The sequence below is a fragment of the Anabaena sp. FACHB-595 genome, from assembly GCF_048568275.1.
Classification (GTDB): Bacteria; Cyanobacteriota; Cyanobacteriia; order Cyanobacteriales; family Nostocaceae; genus Trichormus.
This window is the reverse complement of the sequence record NZ_CP183473.1, coordinates 2638816-2653033: the sequence shown is the minus strand read 5'-3', so window position 1 is coordinate 2653033 and position 14218 is coordinate 2638816. Positions and strand designations below refer to the sequence as shown.

The 14218-nt window shown below is 39.4% G+C and carries 11 protein-coding genes and 1 pseudogene; all 12 read right to left on the bottom strand.

The genetic code is table 11. The annotated features are described in order from the left end of the window. Positions 1-6 precede the first annotated feature (6 nt). Complete coding sequence (locus tag ACN222_RS11035; protein ID WP_010996370.1) at positions 7-987, bottom strand: iron-siderophore ABC transporter substrate-binding protein; 981 nt, start codon at positions 985-987, stop codon at positions 7-9. A 77-nt stretch (positions 988-1064) separates the two neighbouring features. After that, entirely contained in the window at positions 1065-3620 is a 2556-nt protein-coding gene (locus ACN222_RS11030) for a TonB-dependent siderophore receptor (RefSeq protein WP_044521280.1), read from the bottom strand. Positions 3621-3866: 246 nt separating this feature from the next. Further along, a complete protein-coding gene (locus ACN222_RS11025; protein WP_044521276.1) occupies positions 3867-4679 on the bottom strand; it encodes an iron-siderophore ABC transporter substrate-binding protein in 813 nt (270 codons plus the stop codon). 410 nt (positions 4680-5089) lie between these two features. Continuing rightward, entirely contained in the window at positions 5090-7726 is a 2637-nt protein-coding gene (locus ACN222_RS11020; RefSeq protein ID WP_044521275.1) for a TonB-dependent receptor domain-containing protein, read from the bottom strand. Between the two features lie 170 nt (positions 7727-7896). Continuing rightward, positions 7897-8892 carry a helix-turn-helix transcriptional regulator gene (locus ACN222_RS11015; RefSeq protein ID WP_419756900.1) on the bottom strand — a complete coding sequence of 332 codons (996 nt, stop codon included), beginning with the start codon at positions 8890-8892 and terminating at the stop codon, positions 7897-7899. Positions 8893-9319: 427 nt separating this feature from the next. Continuing rightward, entirely contained in the window at positions 9320-10105 is a 786-nt protein-coding gene (locus ACN222_RS11010) for a TVP38/TMEM64 family protein (RefSeq protein WP_126987094.1), read from the bottom strand. A 94-nt stretch (positions 10106-10199) separates the two neighbouring features. Further along, positions 10200-10456, bottom strand: a pseudogene (locus ACN222_RS11005) (TVP38/TMEM64 family protein); the annotation flags it as partial. An 88-nt stretch (positions 10457-10544) separates the two neighbouring features. Beyond that, positions 10545-10886, bottom strand: coding sequence for a thioredoxin family protein (locus ACN222_RS11000; protein ID WP_010996363.1), 342 nt, complete (start codon positions 10884-10886; stop codon positions 10545-10547). A 35-nt stretch (positions 10887-10921) separates the two neighbouring features. Next, positions 10922-11908 (bottom strand): thioredoxin-disulfide reductase, encoded by a 987-nt coding sequence (gene trxB / locus ACN222_RS10995; RefSeq protein ID WP_010996362.1) that lies wholly within the window; start codon positions 11906-11908, stop codon positions 10922-10924. 2 nt (positions 11909-11910) lie between these two features. Continuing rightward, entirely contained in the window at positions 11911-12762 is an 852-nt protein-coding gene (locus tag ACN222_RS10990; protein WP_010996361.1) for a cytochrome c biogenesis CcdA family protein, read from the bottom strand. Between the two features lie 32 nt (positions 12763-12794). Then, positions 12795-13319, bottom strand: coding sequence for a TlpA family protein disulfide reductase (locus ACN222_RS10985; protein WP_010996360.1), 525 nt, complete (start codon positions 13317-13319; stop codon positions 12795-12797). 202 nt (positions 13320-13521) lie between these two features. Further along, entirely contained in the window at positions 13522-14037 is a 516-nt protein-coding gene (locus ACN222_RS10980) for a TlpA family protein disulfide reductase (protein WP_010996359.1), read from the bottom strand. Positions 14038-14218: the final 181 nt, after the last annotated feature.

Below are 14218 nucleotides of genomic sequence, written 5' to 3'. Positions count from 1 at the left end.
AATTAATTATTCCACTAAATATTTAACGATGTCATCTAAAATAGCATTAGCTGACAAAATATTTCCAAAAATCCAGTAACCAGAATCAACGGTATATACATGGTTATTTTTTACTACATTTAGTGTTTGCCATAGAGGACTATTCTGATATGTTTGAAAATTTTCTTCTGCACCTGGATCTAATGCGATAAACATCGCGTCTGATTCTAGTAAATCTACACGTTCTAAACTAACATTGTTATAACTGACATTTGCACCTCTACTAACTTGCCGTTGTGCCAGAGGGATAGATAATTTCAATTCCTCTAAAATGCTGACAGGAAACGATAACTCATTCAAAAATTGTGTAAATTGAATAGTTGTATAAAATCGCATTACAGAAATTTTTGTGTTTTTATTTTTTTGAGTAAATTTTAATTTTAAATCTTCAATTCTGTGTTGATATTCTTCTAATAATTTTTCCGCCTTTTTTGTTTTATTAACTACTTCTGCAACTTCTAGTAAAGTTTTTTTCCAGTCTGTTTCTGTATAATTAAAATAAGCTGTAGGAGCTATTTGTGAAAGTAATTTATAATCTTGAGAACTGTATGAAAAACCTAGAATTAAATCTGGGTTTAGCTGGATAATCCTTTCAAGATTTATTTGGCTTTCTTTTCCTAAATTAATAATCCCATCAACTTTATCCTTATCTAATATGTTGACTTTATTACCTACTGCATTTGCTCTTGCTGATGCTATTGGCTTTATACCTAATGCTAATAATATCTCTAAATTTTCTGGGTCAGTCACAATAATGCGTTGCGGATTAAGAGGAATACAAATTTCGCCTAATTTATGTTTAATTATTCGACATTCTGTTGATTTTACATATTCATTTGATGAATATATATTTTGTGTTAAAAAGCTATGACACCCTTTAAAAAATACTATGGTTAAAGTAATTACTAAGAGTAGTTTTATATACTTGTATCGATATTTAGGTTTCATTTTCTGCTGTCATAAGAAGTTTGGATATGAAACAGCCCTAATTTAATTTAAGGGCTGTGTATGTTTCATGAACTAGATCAAAACTCAAAAGAAATTGTTCCTAATACAGTCAACGGTGCAGCCGGCACTAAATAAAAACTCTGAGACTCATAATATTCTGTATCGAACAAATTTTTGATATTTATGGCTGCTCGCCAGTTATCTCGGCGGTAAAAAATACTAGCGTCAGTTCTGACATAAGAGGGGATTTTGATCGTATTTGGCAGAGTAGCTTCCCGTTCGTCTACATAAACAAGCCCTAAACCAAATCCTAACCCTGCCAAACTACCTTTTTGAAATTCATAAGTTGTCCACAAACTAGCACTATTAAATGGTACTCCGGATAACCGATCATTTAACCGTTCTAAATCATTGTCTTTGCTGACAGAAGAATCTATATAAGCATAGGTAGCGATGATTTTCCATCCTGGTAAAATTTCACCTGCAATATCTAATTCCAAACCACGGCTTTTTTGCTCACCAATTTGAACACTGAAATTATTGTCTACAGGATCAGGAGTGAGTACATTGTTTTTAGTGATGTCAAAATATGCCAAAGTGGCTGATAGTCGCTTGTCAAAAAATTCTTGTTTGATGCCAACCTCAAATTGTTCCGATGTTTCTGGCTTAAACGACTCACCTGTACGGCTACGTCCAAAAAATTGCGGGTTAAAAGAATTTGTCCAACTCGCATAGAGTGAAGTGGAGTTAGTAGGTTGGTAGACAATACCTACTCGCGGCGAAAAATTGGATTCTGAAACTTCATTATTCACAGTATTGCTTACTGGATCTCTGTCAAAAGAATCTATCCAATCAAAGCGTCCACCAGCCAATAATTTTAGATTAGGTGTAAATTCAATCAAATTCTGGAAATACACTGCCAAATTATCACCGCCATATTCTCCAGCAAAAGACCTATCAAATGTTCCTGGTTGCGCGCCATACACTGGATTAAATATGTCTATACTGGCAATTGGTGCGCTGAAAAAATCGTAAGTAAATTTGTATTTTGCTAGTTCTACTCCTAACAAAACATTATGACGGATAGAACCTGTATTAAACTTACCGCTAACTTCGGTTTGCAGCGAAATGTTTTCCTGTTCTTCATCTGATGTCTCAGATGTACGTGGAAGTGTCTGTCCATCGTCTTCTAAAAAAGGTTCAGAAAAATTGGTGTTACGTGCTATGCGAGTATTACCACGGATACTAGTGACATTAAATCCTTGACGGAATTTCCAATCATCGCTGAATTGGTGTTCTAAATTGTAGGTAAATACATTGGATATAAACTCAGCGTTATTGAAACCAGGTTCACCTAAAAATCTGCTGATAGGAATTTGGAAAAACGTGTTTCCAGGTAACAAGCCCCTATCAAATGTATAGTTATACTTTTGATATTCGTACTCAAAAGTCATGCTGGTTTTTGGACTAATATTGACTGTAACTACAGGAGATATAAAGAAACTTTCGTTTTCAATAAAATCTCGAAAGCTACCAGAGTTTTCATAGGCAACATTCAGGCGGTATAATACCGATTTATCGTCTGTTAAGGGCCCAGTAAAATCAATTGTGGGGCGATAAAAGTCATAACTGCCAATAGTCATACCTACCCTGTAAGAAGGGTCTGGTAAAGGTTTCTTGGTGATTGTATTCACGACACCACCAGGGTTATTAGCACTGCCATACAGGACTGATGCAGGGCCTTTGAGAAACTCAACTCGTTCAATGTTAGCGACATCACGAGGACTGGTAAAACCAAAATCTTTAAATCCGTTACGCAGCCCTTCAAAACCTGACTCAAAACCGCGAATAAAGTAACCTGAAGACGATAGTCCACCGTAACCCGATTGCTGTTGTACGCCACTGACGTTATTAGCTAACTCATTCAGCCTCACCACTTGGCGATCTTGGATAATTTCTTTGGGAATTACCTGAACAGATGCGGGAATGTCACGTAGGGGAGCATCAATTTTAGTTGCAGTTGATGACTCTTCTACACGATACTGGTCTTGGTTTCCTGTAACAACCAATTCAATAGGTTCATTATTTTCTGCTGTTGGTTGTGCTGGTGGTGTTTCACTTGTCGGCTGTTCTGGTTGTTCTGGTGCTGGTATCGTTGAAGCTATAGGAGCAAGTGCAAAGATTAAACCTTCTTCACTATCAAATAATTCTGCTGTTGGTAAACCCGTCTCACCTGTTACCGTTACCCGTACAGTATTAGCATCAGCTTGAGTAACAATCACAGATACAATCCCGCTTACTGGATTAGCAATGCTAAATTCTTTACCTTCCGGTAGTGCTAAGACTGCATTAGGGACATCTGCAATATAATTATTCTCTGCACTTTTAATCACAGGTCGCAGTGCTTCTGGTTTAGAACTTTCTAAAGTCACTTCGATACCTTTATCTGTATTAGTGACTTTTACGCCTGTCACTTGCACAGATGAAACATCACTTTGTTGTGCCAGTAGTAACTTCGCCGTACTGATAGAATGATGTGATTTGGTTTCCGCAACAGCTGGTTGTAAAAGCAATGATACAAGTGCCAAGACAATCCCGGCTGAAATAATTTCTTTCGATGGTCGAGACTCCATACCCCTCACTCCACAAAGTCAAACTCAATACTGCAAGTAATTTGCAACTTTCTGTGGAAAGAGTTTATGTAATTTACGAAGCGTAAGTCTACATAGTAGACGGAGAGTTTTGAACCATAGACGGAGAGTGTGATTAATTTTTGACATAACCCTGCAAGTAAGTAGCAAATATCTGGCAATAGGTTGTAATTCCAAGATATTAGGGGCGGGTTAAATAGTAATGGACTAGGCCCAGCCTTGGGCGCGTTAACTTTTCGCATCTACTAAATAATTAAATAAATCATCAATGACTTTGTGAGCAGCAAGAATATTTGAACCTCGCCAAAAGTGACGATTAACAACATATACTTGGTTCTGTTCTACGGCTTTGAGTTTGCGCCAAAGAGGGTTATTTTGATTTCTTTTCAAAGCTTTTGCACCATCTTCATCCATCCAATGGCTAGTAAAAATTACATCTCCGTCTGCATCCATTGGCATGGTTTCTAAACCAAATGTAATGTATCCACCTTTAGTCACAACTTCTTGAGCAGAAGGATGCTGTAAACCTGCATCTGCTAGAATCGTCCCTGCAAAGGAATTTTTCACATCACACCAGATATAACCTACCAATATATCGATGTAGGAAATTTGAAGATTTTTCAGGCGATCGCCCATTTTTATTTTAAATTCTTCCAGCCGTTGGTGGTAATTTCGCATTAAGGATTTGGCTTGATCTGTTTTATTTAAAACCTGGGCAACATCTTCTAAATGCTGTTTCCAAGAAGGTGTGCCGTTCCATTCCAAGAGTACCGTTGGAGCAATCTGTGATAATGTATTATATTGTGTGCGATGGTACTCTTTGCCAAGAATCAGATCGGGTTTAAGCAGCAAAATTTTTTCAACATCAGGTTCCCATCCCTCACCAACTACTTGAATATCCCTGGCTTGTTGGAGATAGGTAGGTAAATCAGCACCTAGTATACCAATTGGTTTCACACCTAAAGCTAGAACATTTGCCAAAGTAGTTTGAGCTAAAACAACAATACGTTGAGGATTCTGGGGAACACAGGTTTCTCCCATTTTGTGCTTCACTACGTAACAGGGTGTGAAATGTGATTTAACAGTCTTTACTTTGCCATTCTCATCCTTGCTTACGTTATAGCTGCAAGCTGAAATTATGATGGCGGTAAAAATAGATATTAATAACCATCTAAAAGCAGACTTTCTCCAAATTAAAGCCCAAATCTTCTTTTTTTTCATCAACCTTGAATTTTATTTTGCTGCGAAGATATACATAATTATACAGTGAGCAAATAATGTGTACCTTCACAGCAATTGGTGATAATTAACTGCTAGGGACTTCCAGAGAAAAATATTACAAATATAGGGTGCATCAGTGCGAGGAATCCCAACAAGTATATCAAGAAATTATTTATACTGATACACCCTACTAAACTGTCAATTTGGAATATTTTTTTGGTTTTCTCTGCTTACCAACTCCAACGATAATTTAAGGTGAAAGTTCGCCCTCTTGAAGCGACAGCATAGGAATCGTCATAACCTCCATTAATTTGGCTAACGACATTTAAGTATTGGTTATTCAACAAATTCCTGACACCCAAACTCAGCGTCCCATTACCAAGTTTCAAACTACTAATTAAATCCATGACCAAATAACTGTCTATACCAATTGGGTCAATTCCTGCATCAAAAGCACGGTCTCTATTACCAATATATAATGCTTGCAGTCGGTTATTCCAACCAGGTAAAGTTTCATTTTCCAAATATGCTGTGAGTTTCAGAGGTGAAATTTCATAGCCAGTAATTGCTACAAATTCACCTGTTTCTGAGTCCTCCCTTTCCCCTTCGCTCCAAGTTAATGTACTTCCCAACTTCCATTTATCACTCGGTTGCCAATCTACTGCTAATTCAATACCATAATTGCGTTGAGGAGCGCGTAAAATTCTAAAATCGCTACCAAAATCTTCAAATTGTACTGTAGTTCCTAAACTGGAATAACTATAAAATCCAGCTAGAGAAGCTTGAAAATTTCTCCACTGTCCGCGAATTCCTAATTCGTAGCTATCAACTTTTTGTGGTGCGGATAGTTCCACATCTTCCGCAAAATTGAAACCTGGTTGGGGACGCTGTACTATCCGGGAAATATTAGGAAGTGAAAAGCCTTGAGCAAAATTAGCAAATAGACTAATTGTTGGTGTAGCTTTGTAAACTACTCCAGCATTAAATACCACATCATCTAAAGTTTTCTCCCCACCTCGATAAGATAATGCAGTTTGTCCATCCACCCAATTATCAATCACAGACACATTGATATTTTCATAGCGTACTCCACCACTCAGGGATACATTTTCACTGGCTTCCCATTTTACTTGCGAAAATAAACCCAAGTTTTGAATAGTAAAAGGAGCGATACGAATTGATGAACCGATTTTTCGTGCTATTCTTCTACCACTATTGTCAAATTCGTCAACATCGAATAAATCGTAATCTCCTTTGCTATCTTCACTTGAATAATCTGCACCCCACAGTAAGTTCAAGTTACTGGATAAAGGTGTATCCAACTGCAAACGTCCCCCAAATCTTTCTGAGGTAACTACCGAACGACCAATATCTAAAATGCTATCTGGATCAAATATGCGGTTATCAAACAGGGTTGCGGCTGTTTTAGTTTGACGATAATAAGCCTGGGCTTGTAGTTGACTATTCAGGATATTATTGTGGGTGTAATCAAGTTGAATTACTGTTCCTCGGTTAAAAGGATTTGTAGAATTGATAAATTCAACTGGTTGATCTAAAGCTCGTGCTTTTTGTATTCCTGGTATTTGTCCTACAGTTAAATCATAATCTACATCATTACTTTGATCATCATTAAAGTAATTGGCTGTAATTTGCAATCTCTGTTCCGAACCCAATTGAAAACCCAATTTTCCTAAAACGTTAATTGAAGCACTATTTGCTTCTGCGTCACCAAATAATGGAATGCGATCGCCTTCTGCATCAAAGGGTGTTCCAAAGCTATCGCGGGTAAAGGATGCGATAAAATCTACCCCTCCTTGCTGACCAGAAATACCGTAATTAACAAAGTTACCAAAACTACCAGATTTGAAGTTACCAACGGAACGTATACCAATCTCTGCGTTGGAAACTACTCTGTCTTGGTCAGGTCTTCGGGTAATAATATTAATCACCCCACCCGCAGCACCATCACCATAAACAGCACTCGGCCCTCTCACCACTTCGATCCGTTCAATCGCCCCAACATCAATCCGACGTAAGTTAGCAACCGATGTATCATTATCGATATTGGAACTAATGGGTACTCCATCCACTAAGATCAAAGGTGGTCTTCCCCGCAAAGTCTGAGCAAAACTTTGTTGTGATTCCGCACTAGCACCCAAACCAGGAACTGTATTACCAAGTATCGAGGTTAAATCACGATTAACAGTAGTTTGCTGTTCGAGTTGCTCACGGGTAATCACCGTCACCGATCGCGGTACATTTTGTATATCCTCCTCCCTTCTTGTCGCTGTCACCACCAACTCGATCGGGTCATCACTATCTGCTGTTGGCTGTTCCGATGGGGTTTCACTCGTTGGGGGTGTGGGAGTAGGAGAGATGTTTGTTCGCGTAGAGTCTGGGAGAAACACAGCAAAAATTAGACTCTCATCATTATCAAATAATTCCACCTTGGGTAAACTCGTCTCACCCGTTACCGTCACCCGGATAGTATTTGCATCAATATTGGTGACTGTCACCAAACTAATACCACTACCGGGATTTTCTTGCCGAAATTCCCTACCAGATGGCAAATTTAACTGAGCATTAGGAATATCAGCAATAAAACTATTCCCTTCACTCCGATTCACAGTTTCTAACTTATCTGCATTTTTTGTTTGTAAAATTATTTCTAGTTCTTGATTTGTTAAATTGAGTTCGACTCCAGTGATAACTCCCGTTGCTGGTGTTTGTGCTAACTTATTCGACTGAACTATACTACTGTGGGTGACTTTTTGCTGATCCTCTGCCCTTGCCGATTGATGTGCTATTAAGATGGATAATACAGCACCTAAACATAAACAACTTAATAATTCGTTGCCAGTCCTCATCCTACCCCACACTCCATGCTTTCAGACGCAAAACAATCTGCAACACTAACCAAGACTAAATCTATCCAGCAGTGCCGCACACTATTATTAATAATAATTGTCAAATATCTTACAGTAATTACATAGACGGCGAAAGCTAGGAGTGTGTCCCAAACGGAACTTTTTGTTGCTCAGACGGAACTTCTGGGAATGTAAGCACTAGGGCTAACACCAAACTGTTTAGAAAAAGCCCTAACAAATGAACTACGTGATTCGTAACCTACAGCTTGAGCAACTTGGTTAACATTCATTTGATATTCCCGCAATAGTTCTTTTGCTCTTTCCATACGGTATTTGTGCAAATAGCCAAAAGCTGTAGTTCCAAATATCTCTTGAAATCCTTTTTTTAAAATACAGTCGTTCAAGCCGACTTGACGAGCTAAAGATAATAAAGAGGGTGGTTGATTAATGTTACTAATTAAAATACCTCTAGCTTGATAAATACTATCTACTTGATAGGGTTTAAGTTGTTTAGCTGCTCGTTGCTGGGATTTTTCCGTGAAATTTTCTAACCGCAACGCTAGTAATTCTAATATTTTCCCTTCTAAATATAATTGCTTAGTTAAACCTTGATAGGGGCAGTGTAAAACTTCACGTATAATACCCTGCATTTTTGGTGTTGTCATATCTATATGTAGATAATCTAACTCATCATCTTCTATTTTTATGACATCTTTTAATGGTGAAGGTAATAAATCAATTTGATTGGTAATGAGGTTTTTAAATATAGACCATTCAATATGAATATCAAATTTTAAAATTCTATTTTGATTTTTCCATTCAATCAAATATTCCTGACCCGAATCTGTATAGCAAGATAAAAAATTTTGCCCAGAACACACTCTTTCATTATAATTATTACCTAAAAGACTAAAACTCAGTTCTAAATATTTCATTGGTTGAGTAGAAGATGTCTTGATCACCAAGTCATCATGCAGAGTATAGTCATCTACCAAAAGAGAAATTCCCGGACGCAGATGATACCAACGTCTATAGCCATGACTCATTCCCTTGGGGTCATTTATCGGAAATTCGTAAGTTTTTGGTTGAAAAGAGGTGCAATTGTTCACCAGATTTGTAGACCATAAATGATGACAATCTGCTGATTCTTGTAAAACAAAGGTCATGAAACTTGGGATTTTGGATTTGTTTATTAAATAGATAGATGAGAAATAATATCATTAATTTAACTATAAAATGAGTATCAAGAGTCACAAATTTCGTTCTTAACCGCTTCATTAGTAGATGAACTCACAAGACGCCCCTAGTGATAAAAACCAATAAGCCAAAGGACAAGGTATTGCAAACATAGTTACTACCTTCTTTGGGGGTATGGCCGGGTGTGGCATGATGGGTCAGCAAAATAAAGTCAATAGCAGAGAGCATATCTGATATGGGTGGACTACCAAAAGGTGCGCTATTTACGGCAGCATAGAAAAGTGTGCCGTCTGGCTTAACTAAGAAAAACCCAGGTTCACAAAATAAAGGAGATTCTTTTTCAAATGCACCTTTGGCAATATAAAGTCCCCAACTACGAAATAAGTCTTTGATTAACTAATTCAGGTTGATTTGTTTATTTTCATCATCGTTTGTGGACTCTAAAACTTCATCTTCTAAAGCCTTGCGAGCAACTTTAGTCACATAAATTGTCACAGCAACCGTAGCGATAAAGCCGATAATCCGAATTGCCCACTGTACGCCAGGATTCCCAGGTTGAGATTCAGTACCAATAGTGGCAATACTACCAGCTAAAGAACCGATATAAACATACATAATTGTACCGGGAATCATGCCAATGGAAGCAAGAACATAATCTTTGAGGGAAACTCCTGTTACGCCATAGGCATAGTTCAACAAATTGAAAGGGAATATAGGAGAAAGTCGCGTTAATAGTACAATTTTCAGCCCTTCTCTACCTACCGCTTCATCAATCGCCCGAAATTTCTGATTCCCGACAATCTTCTTAGCAACCCATCCCCTAGCCAAATAACGTCCGACCAAGAAAGCGGCGGTAGCACCTATAGTTGCACCAATGAAGACATAAAGCGAACCCCAAACCACGCCAAAGACCACACCTGCACCGAGAGTAAGGATTGATCCTGGTAAAAAGGCAACAGTGGCAATGATATAAAGGAGGATAAATGCTAATGCTCCCACAGCACCAAGACCATCAATCCACTGCAAAGCATTTTTTAACCATGCTTGGGGATTAAACCCTGGAGCGTTTTGAGCCGATTCTTGTCCAAAAGCTGGTTCTGTAGCCAATATTAAGGTAACACCAAATGCCAGCAGCATCAGGAAAACAAGCCTAATCAACTTTTGCCAGTTCCTGGTTGGCATATCTGCGATAGTTCTCTTGTGACTTTGGAGAATTATCAAATTAATACTTGTAGGTTGTAACATGGGTGATTTCTCCCGATTAAACAGTTGTGTTTAAAGCTTTCTGAGTCACACCAAAGGCGTAATTTAACAGCTTGAAGGGCAAGACAGGAGGACAATTTTGAATCCTTCCTGTGCTACTGCTTTATCAATCGCTTTGAACTTAACATTACCCTGAATCATCCTGCAAATTACATCCCGATACAAGTAAAGTCCAATGAGAAAAGCCCAAGTTGCTCCCAAATTTGCGGCGATCGCTACATAGATTGACCCCCAAACTACGCCGAACAGCACACCTCCACTCATTGTCAATTCAAAACTCAAAATACCCTACGGGAAGCTAAAGCTACAAAATTAAGAATCTAGACGGGATAAGGCTATAGACATTTATCCACCTGTCTTAGAGCGCAGATTGAATCATTTCGGTGTACTGTTTCTTAGGTTTCAAGCCTGCAATTTGTGCCAATGTTTGCTGGTGTTTAAGTAATACTACTGTTGGTGCGCTTCTGACACCAAAGTTAATCGCTAATTCAGGTTCTTCGCTCATGTCAAGTTCAACCAAATGCAATTTACCTGTGTTTTCCTCAGCTATTTGATGTAGGACAGGTTTAAGCGTTTCGCAGGAAGGACAGTAGGGAGCTACAAATTTGACAATGATTAGCTGATCGGATTCCTGCATCAACCAGTCAAAAGCTTCTTTTCCTGTGAAGAAAGTTTGATCAATAGTAAAAGTTTTCTGCATATTTATCTCCTTGTAATTGTGATAAAAAATACTATTTACGCAGCGAAAGAAACAAGGGTTGGTGTTCCGTCCGCCGGAGACAATTGCCTTTCTGACAACCACCTCTCAGCCTCCAGCGCTGCCATGCAACCCGTACCAGCTGCGGTAATTGCTTGACGATAAACGTGATCTTGAACATCTCCAGCCGCCCAAATGCCCGGAATATTAGTAGCTGTACTCTTACCCTGAGTTTTGATGTAGCCGGCTTCATCCAGTTCTAATTGATCCTGAAACAGTTGCGTATTGGGAGTGTGACCAATGGCGTAGAATAATCCACTCACGGTTAAATCGGCAACTCCACCTGTTTGTGTATCTCGAATTTGGACACTACGTAGTACCTCATCTCCATCTACACTGATGGGTAAGCTATGCCAGTGAATATGAAATTGGCTGTGATTAAATATACGCTCCTGCATCGTCTTAGAAGCCCGCAGGCGATCGCTCCTTACCAATAAATGAACCTTACTGGCATATTTAGTTAGATAAAGTGCTTCTTCCACAGCCGAATCTCCGCCACCAACCACAGCAATGTCTGCATTCGCAAACAAAGGATTTGCCCCATCGCAGATTGCACAGGCAGAAATGCCGTTATTCCAAAACTTCTCCTCACCCGGCAAATGTAATCTTTTAGCAGTTGCTCCCGTGCAAATAATCACAGCCCGCGCTTTCACTTCTAATAAATCCGCAGAAGCTATCAGGAATGGGTATTGGGTAAAATCCACAGCAATTACATCATCAGTAATCAACCTAGCACCCCAGCGTAATGCTTGTTGGCGCATTTGCTGCATTAACTTTGGCCCTTGAACTCCTTCAGCAAAACCAGGATAATTCTCTACCTCAGTGGTGGTCATCAATTGGCCGCCGGGGATTCCCCCAGCACTGAACCCTTCAAATACCACAGGTTTGAGTTGAGCGCGTCCTGCATAGATGGCGGCGGTATAACCAGCCGGGCCAGAACCAATAATCACCAGATCCTCGACCATGATTAACCTCCCACAAACCATTGAGTACCAGTAAATAGGTAATATGCCCCAGTTAGAATCAGTGCCACACTACCAAAGCGAATAATTCCCTCGGAATGTTTCAACAACTTGTTACTTTGTTTCGCCATTCCCGTAAACAAACTCGCCAGGAAAATCAGGAGAGTATAACCCAGAGCATAGCTAACCATCGTCAGCGTCCCCAAAACTTGCGAACCTGTAGCCGCAGCAGCCGCCAGCACCGCAAACAGCACCGGACTAGCACAGGGGGAACTCACCAGAGCAAAAGTCAAACCCACTCCATAAGGGCCAGCCTGGGGGAGATTCACATTCATCTGCGGTAGGGGTATTTTTACCACCCCCATCAACCACAAACCCATTACAGCCATAATTAATCCGACAACTATATTGATATAGCCTCGATACTCCACCATCACTGCGCCAGCAAAGGATGAGACTAAACCAAACAGACTTAAAATTGTTACTGCTCCCAAGACAAACAAGCCAGCCTTACTAAAAGCATCCCAACGGGATTTAATTTTTAGTGTGCCGATGTAACTCAGGTTGACTGGTAAAAGTGCCAAAATACAGGGAGATACACTAGCAAGTAACCCACCAACAAACGCCAAAGGTAACAACACCAAAGGATTTGCTGTGTCCTGTTGATTAAACCACTGCTGATAACGGTTTTCCACAATGGAAATTACCCGTTCAATGGGATGACTGATTACAGGCCCCAAAGTCAAAACTATAACGAGGGAGAGCAATCCCAATCCACCGTAAACTAGCCATTTCTTGGAGATTTTAGAATGGCGGGAGGGGGGTTGCTCAGTTGACAACTGAGATATTGGTTTCATGAAATTAGCCTTAAGCTATGAAGAGATGCAGACTAACTTTTTGCTAGAGCAGTATCGAGTATTTTGGTGTAGTCATCCTTGTTAGGATTATTTTTGAAGATTGTTAAAATATTGCCAGTAGCCGGATCAACGATCGCCACAGTACTTGTTTGACTTTTATTAGCTTCTAGGAATTTCCCCAAGCCCAATTTTTCGGCTTGCGCTTGTGTCTCTTGGAGTTTGGCTTTATCTGTTACATCCAAAACCACAAAATTCACCTTACCAGAATATTCTTGTTTTAATTGGGACAGAGTAGGAGCAATATTCTTGCAGCCAGCGCACCAAGTAGCAAACACATCTACCAATACAGGTTTACCTTGAAGTTCTTGAGCTAGAGGGTTTCCTACAGAGGTTAATTTAGCAGCATCTTTACCAGCACCAGGATCTGTTTGAGCAACCTTTGCAGTTGATGGAGCTTGATTTTGAGCAATATTATCTGATTTTGGTGGGCTGCATGATACAGTCAGAAGCAGGCCACTCAAACACAGTAGGCTCAGAAAAAATTTGTTTTTGTACATTGGGTATTCTCCTCACGCTTTAATTGTGTAATCCTGCCACAATCAGTCTTGGCGTTCATTTTTCACCTGTTTTCTGGAGATGAGAAATTGGAACTGTACATTGTGGAGCATCTATTGATAAGACGATTGAGCATCAAAGTTGGATTTACTGAAAATAAAAAGCTAGCTTTGCCCCTAAAGATGAGGCAAAGGCATAATTGAACTACTTTTTCGCCAAAGCGGTTTCGAGGATTTTGGTGTAGTCAGCTTTATTAGAATTGTTTTGGTACAGGGCTAAAATGTCACCAGTAGCAGGATCAACGATCGCAACTGTGCTGGTTTTACTTTTATTAGCTGCTAGGAATTTACCCAAACCTAATCTTTGCGCCATTGCTTCTGTCTGTTTGAGTTTGGCTCTATCAGTGACATCCAAAACCACGAAATTCACCTTACCAGAATATTGCTGTTTCAACTGTGACAAAGTAGGAGCAATATTCTTACAGCCAGCACACCAAGTAGCAAACACGTCTACTACAACTGGTTTTCCTTGAAGTTCTTTAGCTAACGGCCCGCCTACAGAGTTGCTAGTAGCAGTAGATGGATTTACCTGAGCAACTTTTGTAATTGATGATTTAGCTTCGGTTGCAGAAATACTGGCTGTGGTTGTTGCTAATATTGATGCAGTAAAAACCAGGCTGCTCAAACAAATTTTGAGCAAGAAGTTTGCGCGTTTGTGCATAAAATTCTTCCTATTCTCAGACTAAAACTGTTTAATTTGCAATATGCTGCCACAATGCTGACCTGAGATGGGTACTGGAGTGGTCAATTGTGACGCATCTGTTTACTAAGACGACTGATGATCGAGATTGGATTTAATTAAATTCAAACTTTTTTCTTCGTGTTAAAGTTTTGATATTTAA

Excerpts from the sequence above, each read along its gene's own strand:
- ACN222_RS11035 (WP_010996370.1), bottom strand. The coding sequence starts at position 987 with ATGAAACCTAAATATCGATACAAGTATATAAAACTACTCTTAGTAATT.
- ACN222_RS11030 (WP_044521280.1), bottom strand. The coding sequence starts at position 3,620 with ATGGAGTCTCGACCATCGAAAGAAATTATTTCAGCCGGGATTGTCTTG.
- ACN222_RS11025 (WP_044521276.1), bottom strand. The coding sequence starts at position 4,679 with ATGGGAGAAACCTGTGTTCCCCAGAATCCTCAACGTATTGTTGTTTTA.
- ACN222_RS11020 (WP_044521275.1), bottom strand. The coding sequence starts at position 7,726 with ATGAGGACTGGCAACGAATTATTAAGTTGTTTATGTTTAGGTGCTGTA.
- ACN222_RS11015 (WP_419756900.1), bottom strand. The coding sequence starts at position 8,892 with ATGACCTTTGTTTTACAAGAATCAGCAGATTGTCATCATTTATGGTCT.
- ACN222_RS11010 (WP_126987094.1), bottom strand. The coding sequence starts at position 10,105 with ATGCCAACCAGGAACTGGCAAAAGTTGATTAGGCTTGTTTTCCTGATG.
- ACN222_RS11000 (WP_010996363.1), bottom strand. The coding sequence starts at position 10,886 with ATGCAGAAAACTTTTACTATTGATCAAACTTTCTTCACAGGAAAAGAA.
- trxB (WP_010996362.1), bottom strand. The coding sequence starts at position 11,908 with ATGGTCGAGGATCTGGTGATTATTGGTTCTGGCCCGGCTGGTTATACC.
- ACN222_RS10990 (WP_010996361.1), bottom strand. The coding sequence starts at position 12,762 with ATGAAACCAATATCTCAGTTGTCAACTGAGCAACCCCCCTCCCGCCAT.
- ACN222_RS10985 (WP_010996360.1), bottom strand. The coding sequence starts at position 13,319 with ATGTACAAAAACAAATTTTTTCTGAGCCTACTGTGTTTGAGTGGCCTG.
- ACN222_RS10980 (WP_010996359.1), bottom strand. The coding sequence starts at position 14,037 with ATGCACAAACGCGCAAACTTCTTGCTCAAAATTTGTTTGAGCAGCCTG.